The organism is Methanoculleus frigidifontis (genome assembly GCF_030464345.1).
In the GTDB taxonomy this organism is placed as follows: Archaea; Halobacteriota; Methanomicrobia; order Methanomicrobiales; family Methanoculleaceae; genus Methanoculleus_A; species Methanoculleus_A frigidifontis.
In genome coordinates this window covers 1-18,193 of sequence record NZ_VCYH01000013.1, presented here as the reverse complement: position 1 = coordinate 18,193, position 18,193 = coordinate 1, and the positions used below count along the sequence as shown (strand labels likewise).

At 61.5% G+C, this 18,193-nt stretch carries 13 protein-coding genes and 1 CRISPR repeat array (1 of these 14 cut by a window edge); of the genes, 1 reads left to right on the top strand and 12 read right to left on the bottom strand.

The genetic code is table 11. The features are described 5' to 3' along the window. Window positions 1-3,351: a CRISPR direct-repeat array (repeat unit 32 nt; unit sequence GTCACACCCCTCGCGGGTGTGTGGATTGAAAT) (it extends 2,726 nt beyond the left edge of the window). A gap of 906 nt (window positions 3,352-4,257) precedes the next feature. The 11 genes from FGU65_RS14590 to FGU65_RS14540 form a co-directional block, all read right to left on the bottom strand. Further along, a complete protein-coding gene (locus FGU65_RS14590; protein WP_301665236.1) occupies window positions 4,258-4,896 on the bottom strand; it encodes a TMEM175 family protein in 639 nt (212 codons plus the stop codon). Window positions 4,897-4,997: 101 nt separating this feature from the next. Beyond that, the gene (locus FGU65_RS14585) at window positions 4,998-6,371 is read right to left on the bottom strand and encodes an FAD-dependent oxidoreductase (protein ID WP_301665235.1); all 1,374 of its coding nucleotides are present in this window, start codon (window positions 6,369-6,371) and stop codon (window positions 4,998-5,000) included. Next, window positions 6,337-6,774, bottom strand: coding sequence for an FAD-dependent oxidoreductase (locus FGU65_RS14580; RefSeq protein ID WP_301665234.1), 438 nt, complete (start codon window positions 6,772-6,774; stop codon window positions 6,337-6,339). The genes FGU65_RS14585 and FGU65_RS14580 overlap by 35 nt, the downstream gene beginning before the upstream one ends. 21 nt (window positions 6,775-6,795) lie before the next feature. Then, window positions 6,796-7,455 carry a cyclase family protein gene (locus FGU65_RS14575; RefSeq protein ID WP_301665233.1) on the bottom strand — a complete coding sequence of 220 codons (660 nt, stop codon included), beginning with the start codon at window positions 7,453-7,455 and terminating at the stop codon, window positions 6,796-6,798. A 43-nt stretch (window positions 7,456-7,498) separates the two neighbouring features. Continuing rightward, the gene (locus FGU65_RS14570; protein ID WP_301665232.1) at window positions 7,499-8,548 is read right to left on the bottom strand and encodes a glucose 1-dehydrogenase; all 1,050 of its coding nucleotides are present in this window, start codon (window positions 8,546-8,548) and stop codon (window positions 7,499-7,501) included. A gap of 13 nt (window positions 8,549-8,561) precedes the next feature. After that, window positions 8,562-9,962, bottom strand: coding sequence for a sugar porter family MFS transporter (locus tag FGU65_RS14565; protein ID WP_301665231.1), 1,401 nt, complete (start codon window positions 9,960-9,962; stop codon window positions 8,562-8,564). Between the two features lie 54 nt (window positions 9,963-10,016). Beyond that, complete coding sequence (locus tag FGU65_RS14560; RefSeq protein ID WP_301665230.1) at window positions 10,017-11,903, bottom strand: glycoside hydrolase family 15 protein; 1,887 nt, start codon at window positions 11,901-11,903, stop codon at window positions 10,017-10,019. 101 nt (window positions 11,904-12,004) lie between these two features. Continuing rightward, entirely contained in the window at window positions 12,005-12,571 is a 567-nt protein-coding gene (locus FGU65_RS14555; protein ID WP_301665229.1) for a DUF1269 domain-containing protein, read from the bottom strand. A 178-nt stretch (window positions 12,572-12,749) separates the two neighbouring features. Beyond that, window positions 12,750-12,926 (bottom strand): hypothetical protein, encoded by a 177-nt coding sequence (locus FGU65_RS14550; RefSeq protein ID WP_301665228.1) that lies wholly within the window; start codon window positions 12,924-12,926, stop codon window positions 12,750-12,752. Window positions 12,927-13,128: 202 nt separating this feature from the next. Beyond that, on the bottom strand, window positions 13,129-14,037 hold the full coding sequence (locus tag FGU65_RS14545; RefSeq protein WP_301665227.1) for a bile acid:sodium symporter family protein: 909 nt from the start codon (window positions 14,035-14,037) through the stop codon (window positions 13,129-13,131). A 122-nt stretch (window positions 14,038-14,159) separates the two neighbouring features. After that, complete coding sequence (locus FGU65_RS14540) at window positions 14,160-14,699, bottom strand: LURP-one-related/scramblase family protein (RefSeq protein WP_301665226.1); 540 nt, start codon at window positions 14,697-14,699, stop codon at window positions 14,160-14,162. Between the two features lie 321 nt (window positions 14,700-15,020). Between FGU65_RS14540 and FGU65_RS14535 the strand changes: the two genes are divergently transcribed. Then, the gene (locus tag FGU65_RS14535; RefSeq protein WP_301665225.1) at window positions 15,021-15,614 is read left to right on the top strand and encodes a HEAT repeat domain-containing protein; all 594 of its coding nucleotides are present in this window, start codon (window positions 15,021-15,023) and stop codon (window positions 15,612-15,614) included. Window positions 15,615-15,665: 51 nt separating this feature from the next. Here the strand turns inward: FGU65_RS14535 and FGU65_RS14530 are convergent, their stop codons facing one another. Then, on the bottom strand, window positions 15,666-18,017 hold the full coding sequence (locus FGU65_RS14530; protein WP_301665224.1) for an arylsulfatase: 2,352 nt from the start codon (window positions 18,015-18,017) through the stop codon (window positions 15,666-15,668). Window positions 18,018-18,193: the final 176 nt, after the last annotated feature.

The window sequence follows — 18,193 nt, the reverse complement described above, 5'->3', positions numbered from 1 at the left end:
ACCCCTCGCGGGTGTGTGGATTGAAATTCGCTGCCTGTGGCACTCCGGGCAGTACCAGTCGTCACACCCCTCGCGGGTGTGTGGATTGAAATTTCGCCATCCTCTGGTTCCTCTACCTGGGACTGTGTCACACCCCTCGCGGGTGTGTGGATTGAAATTCCTAAGTTGGAACATAAAATCTGTTCCGCTCGAGTCACACCCCTCGCGGGTGTGTGGATTGAAATAAGATGATAGTACCACTCCGTATCGTAATCACGCGGTCACACCCCTCGCGGGTGTGTGGATTGAAATTATTCTTCGGCGGTCTTCCTGACACTCACCACAGAGTCACACCCCTCGCGGGTGTGTGGATTGAAATCTTGAACTTGCTCTGCCCTGTCTTGAACCCGAGAGTCACACCCCTCGCGGGTGTGTGGATTGAAATTTGAGCCAGTAGAGCCGGGCGAGGTTGTTGATCTGTCACACCCCTCGCGGGTGTGTGGATTGAAATACCGTGCAGGCGTCGAGGGTCGCCCCGGCTGCGTGGTCACACCCCTCGCGGGTGTGTGGATTGAAATTCGGCCAGGAGTTCCTGGCCCCGCGCCGTCAGGTCACACCCCTCGCGGGTGTGTGGATTGAAATCAGGATCTCCAGCATGCCCTGGAACCGGGCCTGAGTCACACCCCTCGCGGGTGTGTGGATTGAAATTCCTGGCGGTGGACGTGAACGTGCCGGATGGCGCCGTCACACCCCTCGCGGGTGTGTGGATTGAAATCTTGATTGCAGCCATAATGCCCTGTGTGAGTTTGGTCACACCCCTCGCGGGTGTGTGGATTGAAATAATTCCCGCTCGAGGCTCTTGTTTTTGTGGTCACGTCACACCCCTCGCGGGTGTGTGGATTGAAATTTAACTACATCGACGCCGAGGGTATCGGGCTCGATGGTCACACCCCTCGCGGGTGTGTGGATTGAAATCCAGAGCGAAACGACGCACTCCGGGAGATTGTAAGTCACACCCCTCGCGGGTGTGTGGATTGAAATTGCAGCAATACTAGCTGAGACGTTTCCAGTAGAGTCACACCCCTCGCGGGTGTGTGGATTGAAATGCAAATGATGACATTCGGGGTCCCCTCCCCATAGAGTCACACCCCTCGCGGGTGTGTGGATTGAAATGTGATTTTGTCGATAAGGGTTTCGGCCTGCGCAAGTCACACCCCTCGCGGGTGTGTGGATTGAAATCCGTGCGGCCTGATGGTTACCCGAGGCGGCACTTTGTCACACCCCTCGCGGGTGTGTGGATTGAAATCGGACGGCGGCACCCGGTGTTAATCCGGTTGCCTGTCACACCCCTCGCGGGTGTGTGGATTGAAATCCTGAACGTCGCCCGCGACCTGATCCGGCTGCCGCGTCACACCCCTCGCGGGTGTGTGGATTGAAATAAAGAGAATGCCGATTATACGACCGTCCAGTTTGTCACACCCCTCGCGGGTGTGTGGATTGAAATATCAGCCAGGCACGGGTATGCTGCTTATCTGAAAGTCACACCCCTCGCGGGTGTGTGGATTGAAATCGGACGGCGGCACCCGGTGTTAATCCGGTTGCCTCGTCACACCCCTCGCGGGTGTGTGGATTGAAATGGTTTTTTTGGCATGAGACTCCCTCACGGGGTCTAGTCACACCCCTCGCGGGTGTGTGGATTGAAATAACGAGCGGTGGAAGGCAAAGCAGCAGAATGCATCGTCACACCCCTCGCGGGTGTGTGGATTGAAATCAGCAGATGTGCGGATACTCGCTGATCGACGGCAAGTCACACCCCTCGCGGGTGTGTGGATTGAAATCCGTACGGCGTCGAGTGCAAGCGGCAGGAGTCGTTGTCACACCCCTCGCGGGTGTGTGGATTGAAATTGGAGATGGTCAGACCGGTTTGCCCGAAGGGGATTGTCACACCCCTCGCGGGTGTGTGGATTGAAATTTCACGCTCCCGAACGGCTCGGAGATCTGGCTCGGGTCACACCCCTCGCGGGTGTGTGGATTGAAATATGAGGTGAATGAATTATGACGGAAACCAACGAAGTCACACCCCTCGCGGGTGTGTGGATTGAAATTTTTTATCAGACTGATTCCTGGCCGTGTCCGTTTTGTCACACCCCTCGCGGGTGTGTGGATTGAAATTCCCGGGAGCGGTCTAATTTCAAGGAGTGAAAAAGTCACACCCCTCGCGGGTGTGTGGATTGAAATGGGTATCACACCCGTTTACCCTGGAGCTCGACGACGTCACACCCCTCGCGGGTGTGTGGATTGAAATATCGACGGGTAGGTGCCGGCGGTTGCCGCCTGCTTGTCACACCCCTCGCGGGTGTGTGGATTGAAATTCCAGCAGGACGCAACCGCCGTACCGTGTGGGAGTCACACCCCTCGCGGGTGTGTGGATTGAAATAATGAGCCAGAAGAGCATACTACAGAAGACAGAGTCACACCCCTCGCGGGTGTGTGGATTGAAATTCGGCGTTGGTGCTGCACTGTTTCCACCATGCCGGGTCACACCCCTCGCGGGTGTGTGGATTGAAATTGTACTACGTGCCCCATGTGCCCCATGTGTCCCGAGTCACACCCCTCGCGGGTGTGTGGATTGAAATTTAAACGGGATCGCCTTGTTGACGGTGCGGAGGTGTCACACCCCTCGCGGGTGTGTGGATTGAAATATACGATTCAAACGAGATGTAATCGTTCCGTGCATGTCACACCCCTCGCGGGTGTGTGGATTGAAATATGCAGAACTTGCATCTATATACGAACAGAACGAGAGTCACACCCCTCGCGGGTGTGTGGATTGAAATACCTGCGATCCCTACCAGGCGATCGACGAACGATAGTCACACCCCTCGCGGGTGTGTGGATTGAAATGTATACGCTACCGTGATACCGTCGCCCGGTCCGCCGTCACACCCCTCGCGGGTGTGTGGATTGAAATTATAAGACCGATGCCGATATCGATGCCAAGAGCGAGTCACACCCCTCGCGGGTGTGTGGATTGAAATCAGCAAGACCTCCGCGACGATCTGATCCGGGAGCGTCACACCCCTCGCGGGTGTGTGGATTGAAATCTCGATACCATTGTCAAGAAGTACGAGGGCACGAGGTCACACCCCTCGCGGGTGTGTGGATTGAAATCTCCAACACGCCGTCGATGAGAACATCGCCAAATTGTCACACCCCTCGCGGGTGTGTGGATTGAAATAGAACGGGCAACCCACACCAACCTCTCGTCGCTCCACGTCACACCCCTCGCGGGTGTGTGGATTGAAATATTACAGGGTGCGGTCGAGGATAACCTGCGTTGGTCACACCCCTCGCGGGCGTGTGGATCGGAATTGGTGGTTTGTTGCGTAGCCAGAATTGTTTCATCCGGTAAATATTCTGGCATAACAAAATATTCCCGCCCGGGACACTCCAGCAAGATCGGTGACACCGCCCCGGTCGTGCATATCACTCCTCGTAGTTCTCCACCTGCACCCCACGTGAGCGGCAGATCGCCTTCTCATTATCGTAACTACCCCGCCGCCCGAGTTCACCCGGCCACACCGGTCGCAACTCCCCCCGGCGACAACGGGAAACCCTATCCTCCTCCGGCCGAATCGCCGGTATCCGGAATCCCTCGGCGTCAACCGAAGAACCAGTTCTCCTACCGCCGGACGGTCGTCCGCAGAACCCTGGTCAACCCTCCTGCCGCCCCGCCACGTTCAGCAAACGCTAAATACCCGCAAATCCGGCCAAAAATCCGCCGAAAAAACCACCCGCACAGACGCCCGCAGACGGCCGATCTCTGCCCCGCCCATACTCAGCACCCTCCCAAAAATTACTGCCCGTCATATCGTCGTTATAGGTCCATGATATTCCGGTATTTTCGCCATCGGAGTGCATACGCCGCGTTTCCCACCTCCCTCCTCCACGACCCCCGAAACCGGAGGAAAATACGCGATATACGGGCTTGTTTCGGGGCGGGCCGGGGTCGGTCCCGCCGCCCTCCGCAGGACTGCGGCGAGTGCACGTCCCTCGCAATCCTCACATCCGGGGAAGAACGGTTCGTTCCGTCGCATATCGCCGTCCGGGCGGTATCGGACGGTTTCACGGCGGCAGCCTTATCACGGCCGTCGCCCGAGAGACTATTGCCGGATCTGATACCATGGAATTCACGTTCGAAGACATCACCGAAGAAAAACGTCGACGACCTGATGAGCGTCTGCGGCAACATGCCGGGCATCGACAGAGACCCCCGCTTCAGGGAGGGCCGGGCCGCCCGGCGGGAGTGGCTGCTCGAGACGATCGGGAGATACGGCACCGTCGGCCGGCTTCGTGGAGTGCATCCCTGCGGCCGGACACCCGCTCGGGCGCTTCGCGGCCGATCTTCCGGGGACGATGGTCATCGACTGCGAGGCCGTCGACGAGGAGCTCCGGGCGCCGGGCAAGGTAGCGCATGATCCGATCGAGCATGAATGATGCGAAGAGCAGATCCAGCCCGTAGATGAAGACCGACAGCCGGGAACCAGGTCCGACGAGATGCTTGACCATCAGGCTCGTGGAGAACGGGAGCAGGGAGACGAAGAAGAGCATCACGAGCGTCATCCGGAACGTAACGCCGTCTTCATGCTCCGTCAGCCGGGTGATGGACGAGTGGGTGATCCAGAACCCGCCGATAAACACGAAACTGATGACATAGGCGAGGAAATCGGGCCACGCTTCGAGAAGCGCCCACAGCAGGTCATCGGTGGCTTCCGGCACGGGGAGTTCGAGGACGAGCAGCGTGATGACGATCGCGAAGACCCCGTCGGCAAATGCACGCAGCCTATCGGCGGGGAGAAAGGCGGTCAGGCGGTTTTCACCGGACCTCTTCGGGCTATCATCACTGCGGGACGCCACCACCCCTCACCTGCACGCTGGCATGAATCATGCACACACTCCTCCCCCGTATCAAAGAGGTACTGCTGCTCACGCGAAAGCACGCCGGTCCCGGCACCGGCTCAGCGTGCCGGGGCGACCATCGGCTTCTTCTCCTCCTTCGCTTCGACCGGTTCGACTGCTTCCCCCGGTTCCGCGCCCGCGCCCGTACCAAAGAGGTAATTGTGCGCAAGCGAAAGCATTCCTCCGGATACGGTTTTCGCGTTGAATCCGTTCTGCACAAGAATCCGCGTCGCATAATAAGCCCGCTGGCTGGAACGGCAGAAGACGTGGATCTCGCGGTCGCGGGGGAGTTCGCCGAGCCGCTCCCGGAGCTCTCCAAGCGGGATGTTGTGCGCTTCGGGCACGCTTTCCACGGCGAGTTCCATCGGTTCGCGCACATCCAGAAGGAATCCGGTCAGAGCGGTATCCCATTGGCTGAGCGGCATATCGCCCCGAAGGACGTCGGCCGTCACCATCCCGGCAAAGTTCACCGGATCTTTTGCGCTGCCAAACTGGGGCGCGTAGCAGAGCTCAGATTCCTCAAGGTCGTATACCGTAGCGCCCATCTGGATCATCGCCGCAAGAACACTCACCCGCTTGTCCACGCCCTCCTTGCCGAGCGCCTGCACGCTCAGCAGGCGTCCGTCGGATCTCCGGAAGAGGACCTTCATCGCGATCGGGCCGGCTCCCGGGTAGTAGCCTGCGTGCGAGTTCGGGTAGATGTAGATCTTTTCGTAATCGGTATCACCGAGCTCTTTCAGCATCTTTTCGCTGGGCCCCGTCCAGGCAACGGCCGCGCCGAAGAGCCCGATGATCGAGGTGCCCTGGGTGCCGCGGTACCGGGAGTCGCGCCCCGCGATGACATCGGCCGCGATGCGGCCCTGCCGGTTGGCCGGGCCCGCCAGCGGGATCAGGCTCCACTCGCCGGTGACGAAATCCTTCACCTCGACAGCGTCGCCGACGGCGAAGATATCAGGATTGCTCGTGCGCATATGGTCGTCGACACGTATCCCTCCAAGGTCGCCGATCTCTAATCCGGCCATCTTCGCCAGGGCGGTCTCCGGGCGCACACCGATAGCGAGGATCACCACGTCGCCGAGGTAGGTCCTGCCTGAGCTGGTCTCCACGCTGATGGCGCCATGCTCGGCCTGCTTGAACCCGACCACCCTGTCGCCGTGCATCACGCGGACCCCGTGACTCTCCATAAAGGCCTCGACGACCTGCGCAAATTCCCGGTCGAGCGGCCGTAAGACCTGATCCGGCTTCTGCAGCAGGGTCACTTCAAAGCCGCGCTGGATCAGGTTTTCCGCCATCTCAAGGCCGATGAACCCCCCACCGACCACCACGGCCCGGGTTTTGGGCCTGAGGGTCTGGAACCCCGAGTACCGGTCCATGCCGGAGAGGAATGCGGTGCCCTTCTCAAGCCACTCGTGGATAGCCCTGGCATCCGGCACGGTCTTGACGTGGAAGATGCCCGGGAAGGTCTATCCCCGGCAGCGGCGGGTGGACGGCGGCGGCTCCGGGGGAGAGCACCAGTTTGTCGTACGAGTGCGTGGTGACCTCCCCGGTCACCAGATCGCGCAGGTCCACGGTTTTCTTCTCCGGCGAGACCGCAACGGCCTCGCAGTTGGTCCGCACATCGACTGCGAAATGTGCGCGGAAGAGCTCCTCGTTGGCCACGAGCAGGCTCGATTCTTTCTCAATCACGTCCCCGACATGGTAGGGCAGCCCGCAGTTCGCGTACGAGACGTACGGCCCGCGTTCCACCATGAGGATCTCAACGTTCTCATCCAGCCTGCGCAGGCGCGCTGCACACGACGCCCCGCCGGCCACTCCACCGACGATAATGACTTTCATACAACCTTCTCCATTTTTCTCTCACCGCACCTCTCCGGCCGCCCGGTCCAAAGGACGCACGAGCGCCCGGGCCGGAGCACCGTCGCCGCCGAGGATCTTCAGCGGCAGGCAGACCAGGTCTACCTCGCCCGGCGGCACCTGTTTCAGGTTCAGCCCCTCGATGATCCAGATGCCGGCATTGAGCAGGGTCTGGTGAATCTTCACGCCGTCCGCGTGGAAACCGCCGACGGAGAGGTAGTCCGCGCCGACCAGCCGCACCTGCCGCTCGGCGAGGTATTGGGCCGCCGCTTCCGAGATGTACACGAACTCCTCGACGAACCTGTCGGTATCCCAGACGTGATCGGAGTTGTGGGTCTTGAAGAGGACCCGCTCGCCGCGCCGGATGGAATGCCCCTCCAGCTCGTCGGGTTCGATGGACGTGCGGTCACGGATGGGGATGACCCGCGCCGGACCGATGCTCGCATCCAGCGGGATGTCGCCGATCCCGGTGCCGCCGCGGACAAAGTGCGCAGGGGCATCCATGTGGGTGCCGGTATGGGCGCCCATCTCGAGGAGCGATACCGTGCTCGCATCGCCCCGCTCCATGCTCTGGGCATGGCTGATCCTGACCGGCGGGTCACCCGGCCAGGTGACCATGCCGGTTTTCAGCGTTACCGAAACGTCGATCCAGTCTGAAGCCATCGTATTCTCCCCTCATGTGATGTGCTGCAGAGCTCCCCCCACGTCAGATCTCGGAGAACTGAACGATGACCTTGATGTCTCCGGGTTGCCGCACCAGGGCCTCCTGGAAGTTTTCCGGTCTTTCCCGCCGTGTAATGAGGCGCTCGAGCCATGTTGGATCGGCGCGGACCAGGGCTCTGGAGGCCTTGTACCAGTGCCGCTTGTTGGCATTCACGCTTCCAACGATGGCAACATTTCGGAGCACCGCCGCCGCGGCGGTATCCGCCGTGGGCGTTGCAGGAAGTGGGCCTCCCTTACCGACACCCGTGAGGCAGATGACGCCGCCGGCTCCCACCTGGTGAATGGATTCGGCGATGACCTGCCCGACACCGGTACACTCGATGATGATGTCCGGTTCGAAGCCTACGTCTGATACGGATGTCGAGTGATACGTCGCTCCGAGAGCCCTGACCGCTTCGGGCTTGGGACCCGATGCATTCCGATCAAAGACATGGACATCCAGCCCTTCCTGCATACCGATAAGAGCCGCGAGAAGGCCGACGGGCCCTGCGCCGGTTATGAGCGCATTCTCCGGCTCCCAGAACGAGCGCTGGCCGATTGCTCTTACCATCTCCCAGGCTTTCGCGAGAACCGTCATCGGCTCGAGGAGCACGCCGAGGATCCCGAGCGTGGGATCCACTTTCATCGCGTACTCGGGTTCAATCCTCCACCGCTCGGACATGAAACCGTCAAGCTCTTTGATGCCGCGCTCGGTGTACAGCCCGTTGGTGCACATATCCCACTCCCCTACCGCACAGTTCGCGCAAGGAACCGGGTCGGGGCGCCGGACAATGCCCACGACGAGATCCCCAACGTGTAACCCTGATGCCGGTCCGGGATCGATCACCCGGCCGAGCGATTCGTGCCCCAGAACAAGTCGTGTTCTCCCCGGAGGCGCCCATCCGTATTTTCCTGCAACAATTTCGGCATCGGTTCCGCATACTCCGACGGCGATGGCTTCCACAAGCGCCGAGCCGTCCCGGATATCCGGTTCGGGAACATTCTCCAACCGTGCGGTTCCCGCTTTCATCGGTTCAACAGTGATCGCTTTCATCGCGCTACCTCAATCACATATTTCTTGGTCTCGTCTCTTCTCCGACCCGGCCACGGGACCGGAAGTACGCCTCGATCTGCTCCAGAGACAGCCCTTTGGTCTCGGGCACGAGCTTGAAGACGAAGAGCCACGCGAGCGCTGCAATCAGGGCGTAGAGGAGGAAGACGCCGGACTCCCCGATGAGGTCCACCAGCGAGAGGAACGTCGCTGCAATGATGAAGTTTGCGGCCCAGTTCGTCACCGTCGCGAGGCTCATAGCAAGTCCCCGTACGCTGAGCGGGTAGATCTCGGAGATGATCAGCCAGAATATCGGCCCGAGGCCCAGCGCGAAGGCGGCGACGTAGATGATGAGGCTTACCGCGGTGACCTGCCCGAGCGAGACCGCCGCCCCTCCGCCGCCGCCCTCGAAGGCAAACCCGATCCCGAGGAGCAGCATGGCGATGCCCATGCCGGCAAGGCTCCCGAGGAGCAGCGGCCTGCGTCCTGCCCGGTCGACGAGCCAGATGGCCACCAGGGTCACCAGGACGTTCACGATGCCGATCCCGACCGTCGCGGCGATCGAGGCGGTCGCCTCCGCAAGGCCGGCAAACTGGAAGATGGTCGGGGCGTAGTAGATGACGGTGTTGATCCCGGTCGCCTGCTGGAGAACCGCGAGCCCGACACCCAGGAGCAGCGGGAGCCTGACGCCGGGTGCGAAGAGATCCGACCACGTTCCCGCCCCTTCCGTCCGCATGCTCTTCTCAATCTCGCCGAGTTCATCCGATACATCGGGGGTGCCGCGGATCTTCCGGAGGACTTTTTCGGCGTCGCCGGGGCGGTTCATGAACATCAGCCACCGGGGGCTTCTGGGCATCAGGAACATGCCGACCAGGAGAACCGTGCCCGGGATCAAGCCTGCGAGGAACATCGCCCGCCAGGCGCCCTCCGCCGCAAAATAGTAGTTCACACCGTAGGCGATCAGGATGCCTATCGTGATCAGGAGCTGATTGAGCGATACAAGGGCGCCCCGGATATTTTCCGGCGCAATCTCGGAGATGTAGAGGGGAGCGACGAACGATGCGACGCCGATCGCGATCCCGATCAGGATCCTGCCGATGATGAAGATCGAGAAGATTGGGGAAAGAACGACCACGACCGTACCCACGAGGAAGATCGCCGCTGCAGAGAGGATGGAGCTGCGGCGCCCCACCCTGTCCGAGAGCGGGCCGCCGAAGAGCGCCCCGATGATCGCGCCCATCAGCACGGAGCTCACCGCCACCTCGGTCGTGGCGCTCGTTAAGCTGAAATCCTCGTTGATGAAGAGGATCGCCCCGGAGATGACGCCGGTATCGAATCCGAAGAGGATCCCGGCGACGGCGGCAACTGCGGCGACGACGAGAACAAAACCCGTGATCCGGTCGGGTTTAGACGCCATCGGGTTCCTCCGGTTGTGCGGTTCCTGTTTCCATCGGTTCGAGAGTGATCGCTTTCATTTTGATGCCCTAACCACATGCTCCCTGGTCTGATCGCTTCTCTGACCCCGGGCCCGGTGCTTCCTGGCGGCTGCCTCCCAGTCTTCAAGATCGACGTTCCCGACGCCTGCGAAGTACGCGAGCGTCACCGCGGCATGGATTACCCCGATGTGCGAGAACGCCTGCGGGAAGTTGCCGATCTGCTCCCCCGTGACCGGATCGATCTCCTCCGCAAACAGGCCGAGAGGGCTGGCCTTTGAGAGCAGGTTCTCATATATCTCACGCGCCTCTTCGGTCCGGCCGGCCAGAACCAGGGCACTGACCAGCCAGAAGGTGCAGAGGATAAATGTCGCCTCCTTCCCGCGGAGGCCCTCGGGAGCGTCGATGTAGCGGTAGCAGAGGCCGTCGACGACCAGGTCTTTCATCGTCGCGTCGAGCGTCGAGAGCATGCGAGGATCCCTGCCGTCGATGAAGCCGATGATGGGAAGCATGAGATTGGCTGCATCGAGAAGATCGTCCTCATAGGACTGTTTGAAGGCGCTGAGCCTGGTGCTCCAGCCCCGGGTCATGATCTCCTCGCGGATGGCGTCCCGCTCTTCCCGCCAGCGCTCGAGATCGCCTTTTAGATTGAGCCCTTCAAAGATCTCGATTGCGGCATCGAGCGCGTACCAGATCATCGCTTTTCCGTACACAAAGTGCCGGAGCCCCCCCCGGACCTCCCATATCCCGCTGTCCGGCTCATGTCGGCGTTCGATGAGCCAGTCGAGCATCATGCGGATTCTTCTTCCTTCCCCGGGAGGTTTCCAGAGTCCCGCACGCCATGCGAACCGGGCCGCACCCATCGCCTCCCCGATCACGTCGAGCTGCAGCTGGTCTGCCGCGCCGTTCCCGATACGGACGGGCCTGGAGTTTCGATATCCGCTCAGGTGGTCTAAAATCTCTTCAGTCGTCTGACCTTCGGGTGTAATCGGATAGAGAATCTTGACATCGTCCGGGTTCACCGTGTTGTAGATCCACCCGGCGTAGCTCTCCCCGAAGTCGTGATAGCCGGTAAGAAGCAGGGCGAAGAGCGTCAGTGAGCCGTCGCGGACCCAGGTGAACCGATAGTCCCAGTTCCTTTCGCCTCCGACCTCCTCCGGCAGCGAGGTCGTCGGCGCCGCGACGATGGCTCCCGACGGCGCATAGGTCATCAGCTGCAGGACAAGAGCGCTCCGTATGACCATATCCCGGTACGGCCCCCGGTAGGTGCACTTCCCGGCCCAGGTCCTCCAGTAGCTCAAGGTCGACTGCATTGCGGCGGAGATGGAGGCCAGAGGGCTCTTGTCCCGGTCGCCGGCAAGGGTGAAGAAGAACTGCTCGCCCGGACGGACGACGAATGTCTGCGAGAGCGACATGTCGCTTCCGTCCTTGAGCCACCCCTGAGGGCCGGTGATCACGAACGGACCGATGTCCGCTTCATTACCGTTCAGCGTGATCGCCGGGGCGTCGCGGGCATAGTTCGGTCTGGGGCGGCAGACGCTCGTCATCTCAACGTTGCCCTCAAGGCCCCGTACGATCCGGATCAGCTTTCCCGGCGGACCGCCTTCCATGTCCTGTTCGGCCCAGGTCATGTCCATGAAGTCGAGCAGGGCAGCCTTTCCTGGGGAGCACTCGAAGATCGTCTGCAAGATGTTTGTATCCTTCAGGTAGCGATGGCGGCTCGTGAAGGTGCAGGTCGGCCGGATGATCCAGTCCCCGCCGCGATCGGGATCCAGGATCCCTGCAAATATCGACGGTGAGTCGAACCTTGGCCAGCAGAGCCAGTCGATCGAGCCGGCGCTGTTCACGAGCGCCGCCGTGTGCCTGTTGCCTATCAGCCCGTAGTCTTCCAGAGGCAGAAATCCGCCTTTCGGGTGTGGCGCCACGCTCATCCTCTTCCTTTCAGGTGAAACACGAATCCTCGCCCCGGCTCTCCGTATCGGGATACGCCGATAAAAATGAGAGCGAGGCCGGCCGGAACGCCGGTTCAGCGCACCGACGCTGCCACCAGCGTCTTTCCTTCCTCCTCTTCCGCAGCCTCGACCGCCTCCCGGAGCGCCGCCCCGGCCATCACGAGGGCTTCGGGCTCGATGATCCCCTGGGCGATGAGGGAGCCGTGCGCATCGCGGAGGGCCCCTTTGAGGTCCTTTGCCCAGAGGTGTTCGATGAGGAGGACGGCGGCGGCACTGTTGTTTGGGATGGCAGCGATGACTTCCTCACGGACGTCGTCCTGATCCATGCCGTAATTCTTCTCGGCCGCCGCCATGGCGCCCATCTCGGCACCCCGCCGTGCCCCCTCCATGCCCCCGGCCCCGAGGCCGATGAGCGCGCCGACGGCGGCGCCGAAACGCTGCCGCTCTTCTTCGTCGAGCTGCGTCGCCTCCATTGCGGTGACGTTGCCGTCCGCGTCTTTCCAGACGAACCGGAGATCGATCAGCCTGACGACACCCTTCTCCATCGCCGACCCGAGCGCCCGGCGGATCTGGCCGTGGAAGTCCGGGTTCTCGAATCCGATGACCAGGAGGTGCATCGGTCCATACATTACTTCAGCCATTTTTTATTTCCCCTTTGACTTTCTGGTGAGTTGCCTGCCCGCGCACCGTGATCCATTGCCCTCGTGCCGACGGATCAGAGAGCAGAGCGCCGCTGTCCATAGTCTTTCTCTCTCTCCGGCAGTGTGCAGTCTGGCGGCGGGTTCGAACCATGATGGGGCATAAAATATAAATAATTATTTATATAATCTCTGTGTGCCCGAATATCTTGATACTTCCTGATTTTGGAGCCATTCCTCCCCAATCAGGCGTTGTGCCGTCCGGAGATCCCATCCTGCCGATCGCCGCCGCCACGGCGAGGACGAGCGCGTCGTTGTATCCGATAACGGTTCCGGCGCCGAGCATTCTGTCGACCATGATGCGGAAGCGGCTGCCTGGATCATGCGGGATTAACACCCCCGCGCCTTGTCTTGCGAAGGGGAGTACCTGCAGGAGGGATGGCACTCCCTCTCGCGCTCGCATCCGGGCAGCCGTCAAACGCCGCACGGACGAAAAGATAGGAACGAGTATGGGGTGCCTCACCTCCGGCCGTGAAAAGTGGAGTGTCTCTCTGTTCCCTTCATCCCTGCGATCTCTTTGCAGACCTCTCCTGGCGGGCAGTCCCGGATGCCGCCTCGGCCCGCCTGCCCCTCTCTCCGCCGAGGAGCATCAGCAGCACGAGACCCGCCAGCCCGACTACCAGGATCATGACCATCACATCCGGGTCGGTGAAGTTGAGGGCGGCAATCGCCAGCGCCGCCGAGATGTTTCGCTGTGCCGTCCCGACGCCGAGCACCCGTTTTGTGCCGCCGTCCGGGCCGCCGAGGAGGTAGCCGATTGCAAACGAGACCAGCACGAAGATGATCGTTGCGAGGACTGCGGTGGTGCCGACGACGCCCCCGATGTCGTCGAAGTAGACCACGAAGAACGCCACGATCAGCGTGAGCAGTGAGAGATTCGCTGCCTGGTTCATCAGGGGCAGGAGACCCGTCGCCACGCGCTCGTACCGCGCCCTGACGAGGAGGGCGATTGCGAGCGGTATGAGCATCAGCAGGACGAGCGATCGGGCGATTGCCCAAGGATCGATCGCGATACCGGGGAGCAGCAGCGGCAGGACGATCGGCATGTAGGCGATCGTCACCACCATCAGGAGCACCATCAGCCCCATGGCAAAAGCCATGTTCCCCTTCGCCACCTGCGCGAGTTTCGGCAGGAAGGGCGCTCCTGCGGCAGCACCGAGGACGAACAGGCCGATAGAGAGCCCTTCGGAGAGCGGGAAGATCAGGAGCAGCACAAGCGCGAGCAGCGGTACCAGGACGAAGTTCGCCACCAGGGCGAGGACGACCAGCCGCAGGTTTTTGAGTGATTCGGCGATCTCGCGCAGGGTCAGGGAAAATCCCATGCCGAGCATGCTCGAGAGCACGAAGATCACGACCGCGAGAACACCTATCGTCTCGAGAAAGACCGTGAACGATGCGGTTTCTACCATACGTTTTTACCCTCTTCTCCCCGGTGAGCGCAGCATGAAGACCGGCCGTGCCCGCACGCCAGGATCCGTCGCCCGTCGCACGACGAATACGCGGGCAGGCACGCGTCTTCTCCAGGGGCAGCCTAATCGTGCGCCATCTGGTCGATCGCCGCCGCCACGGCGAGGACGAGCGCGTCGTCGTGCCCCGGCTCCACCTCCACGCCGTAGGTATCCCGGATCCGGAACCATTTCTTTGAGACCTCCGCAACCCGGCTTTGCCGCCCGGCGTCAATACGGTACTCGTGGTCGAGGATGTTGCCCTGCACGTCCCAGTCCTCCCCGCCGGGGATGCTCACCGTCCACCGGTCACGGAGCGGCGCGATCAGCGCCTTCTTGATCGTCGCTGCTGTCCCGCCCTCGCCCTTCTCGATCTCCATGGTGTCCTTGATCCGGAGCATCCGCTCCTGGATTCTGTAGAGATCCTGCCCCTCCCGGTTCTGGATCACCAGCGTGTTCCGCACCCGGAGGGCTTTGCCGTCCACCTTGAACGCCCGCTCCCCCGCTGCGTTCTCGATCCAGTAGTCGTCTCCGATGGAGACGAGTTTCTCCCGCATCTTGTAGCGATGCGTGCCGCCGGCCTCTTCGCGGCCCCGCAGGCCGCCCTCCGCTCTTCTTCGCATCATTGCAGATCACTCCACAGACCGTTGAGCCGCCGTCCCCGTTTCGCCTCGCCACAGGCCCGGTGATCGAGCAGGTGTGATACGCCGGGACGACCAGCTGCCGGCGCCAGTTCTATCGTGAAGCAATTATAATTGTCGGTGAACGGAAACAACGCCGGGGTCAGAGCGGCGGAATCGGCAAACCGCGCCGGAAAGATGCCGAAATGCCCGGCGAACGGAGCCCTGCAGGCTGCCGGCGCCCATGAGCAGAGGACAACGGAGATCTCATTCCGGCTCGCGCACGACGCGGCTAACCATATATGCCGGTGCAGCCTATCCACGGGCATGAGCCCCTCACCGGAAGAACCTGGAGAAAGCTGCTGGGACTGGCGGGAAGCGTTCCCCGACCCCGGCGGTGACCCGGTAGCGTTTTTTATCGCGAGACTGGGCGATGACGATCCCAAAATACGCTGGAAAGCGGCATGGGCACTCGGCAGCCTCAAAGACGCCCGTGCAGTCGATCCCCTGATCGCTTTGCTGGACTTCTCGCGGCCGTACGCTTCGGGAGAAGATGCATTTACGCTGCATATGGTTGCTGCCTGGGCACTCGGGAGGCTCAGAGATCCGCGGGCGGTCGAACCGCTCATCGGGGCGCTCTCGAGTGCCTGCGACGATTTCGTCTGGATCGCGGCCTGGGCGCTCGGAGAGATCGGAGATGTGCGGGCAGTCGCCCCCCTCAGGGAAGCGCTTCGCCGGGGCGGGTTTGAGTGTGTGTGGGTTCCGGGGAGGTCCTCCCCGCCCGAGGAGTTTCTCGACCGGGCGGAATTTGCCGTCCTCGACTGCATCACCCGGATGACCTTCCACCCATCGGAGACGCCCATCGAGCGGGCGCTCGAAAAACTCGGAGCCGTTCCCGAACAGGCGACGAATCCGGCGTAACAGCGGAGCGGCGGTTGTGGGGGGTGGAGACACCCCCCGCTGCCGCCACTCTTACTCCCGGGCCATCATCGCGGCCGCCTCTTTCTCGAGGTGGACGTACGGCTCGCCGGTGACGTCCACCATGACCTTGTGGATCGTCCCGGTGAACGCCCAGGGTGGTTCGCCGGGGTAGTCGTCGGTCACTGCTTCGCCCAGGTGGCGCCCGATGGAAAGCCCTTTGCCGGCGAGATCGAAGTACCCCGGCTGGGTCTTGATCCTTGCTTCGCCGACTTGTATGTCGTTGATATAGAGCGTCAGGGTCCCGTGAGCAGTCCCTCGCGGTTCTTCGCTGTCTTTGACGAACGAGGCGGAGAGGATGCTCCTGCCGGCCGGAACCATAGCCTCCGAGACGACGTGCTGCTCGATGATCCCCACGAAGTTGTACACGTAATGCAGGCGGTTCTCCTTGACGTAGAGAGCATGGCCCCCGAACCTGCTCCCGAGAGCGAGGAGGACTCCTTCGCCGCCCCCCTCCGGTACGTCGACGTCGGCGGCGATGGTATAGGACCGGTTGCGGATGTTCACCGCCACCCCTTCGGGAACCGGGGCGGTTTTCGGGTAGTAGACGAAGAGGTTGCGCTCCGGCGCGGGTTGAGGCCGCGGCAGGGTCAGAACCTCCGGCGGCGTGCGATCTTCGAGCGGCAGCCCCTTGTACTTCCCTGCCTCGTGCCACCAGCGTGCGATCAGTTCGAGGAGCTTGTGCGGGTGCTGTTCGGCCAGATTCCGGATCTCCGAGCGATCTTCTTCGACATGGTAGAGCTCCCAGGTATCCTCGGTGAAGTGCCCCCACCCGGCGATGGTCGGATGGGTGGTGACTGCCTTCCAGCCATTGTGCCAGGAACCCCGGGATCCGAGCATGGAATAGAACTGAGTCGTCTTCCGGGTCGGTGCATCGCGTTCCCCGAATGAGTAGCCCATACTGATCCCTTCGAAGGGCCACTGGGTGTATCCTTTTACCTCATCGGGCATCGTGATGCCGATGCACTCGAGGATCGTGGGCGCGACGTCGATGGCATGGTGATACTGATGGCGCTTCTCCCCTTTTGCCCGGATCCCCCGCGGCCAGTGGAAGATGCAGGCGTCGGAGATGCCGCCGGCGTAGCAGTAGCGCTTCCACATCTTGAACGGGGTGTTGAACGCCATCGCCCACCCCGAACAGTAGTGGTTGTAGGTCTTCGGGCTTCCGAGGTCGTCCAGCATTTTCAGGTTTTCTTCGAGAGAATCGGGAATGCCGTTGAAGAATTTGTTCTCATTGACCGAGCCGTTCGGCCCGCCTTCGGCACTGGCGCCGTTGTCGGAGACGAGCACGATCAGGGTATTCTCCAGTTCGCCGCTCTCCTCCAGGAAGTCGATGAGCCGGCCGATCTGGGCATCGGTGTGGGCGAGGAACCCGGCGTAGACCTCGGCCATGCGGCAGAAGAGGTTCTTTTCGTCCTCCTTGAGAGAGTCCCAGGGCCTGACGGTGTCGAGTTCCGGGTATGGCTCTCCTTCGGGACCGCTCCTCGTCTCCGGTGTGCCGATGGGGTTGAGCGGCGGCAGCTCGGTATTCTCGGGAACGATGCCCATCTGTTTCTGCCGCTCGAGCACCATCTCCCGGCAGCGCTCGTAGCCCATGTCGAATCTGCCCCGGTACTTTTCAATCCAGTCCTTCGGAGCATGGTGCGGAGCGTGCGTTGCCCCGGGGCAGTAGTACATAAAGAAGGGTTTGTCCGGATTGATCTGTTTGGCGTCCTGGATGAATTCGATCGCTCTGTCGGTCAGGTCCTCGGTCAGGTGGTAGCCTTCTTCGGGAGTCTTCGGCTGCGCCACCGGGTGGTTATCGGAGACCAGGGCCGGGTACCACTGGTTGGTCTCGCCTCCGAGGAATCCGTAATACTGCTCGAATCCCCGGCCGCCCGGCCAGTTTCGTTTGGTCGAAGCCATGTGCATCTCTTCCTGCGGGCAGAGGTGCCACTTCCCCAGCATGTAGGTGTTGTAGCCCTGCTCGAGCAGCACCTCTGCGAGGGTGGCGCACTCGAACGGGATGTGGCCGTTCGAGTTCGGGAACCCGGTGGTTGCCTCGGCGATGCAGGCCATCCCGACGGTGGTGTGGTTTCTGCCGGTGAGCAGGCAGGCCCTGGTCGGCGAGCAGAGTGCCGTCGTGTGCCACTGGGTGTACAGCAGCCCGTTTTCTGCCAGGCGGTCGATATTCGGGGTTTCGATCAACCCGCCGTAGCAGGACATGGCTGAGTACCCGACATCGTCGAGGACGATCATCAGGACATTCGGGGCACCTTCGGGTGCTTTCGGCTCTTTATACGGCGTCCAGTCCGGAACCGAGTCCCGGGCATCGACGTTGACGACTCCATGAAATTCCTTCGGCATGCTCTTCCCCCCATTCGGAAGTGCGACGTGGATTATATTCACACATTATTATAGTTACTCGCTCAACAGCTTTGAAGCATACTTCGGACTCATAAATTTCTTCACCCATTTCTCCCAATAGGTTCTCTTCGTCGCCAGTTTCTCAAATGCCTGTGCAATCGTGGCAGTCATGTGCT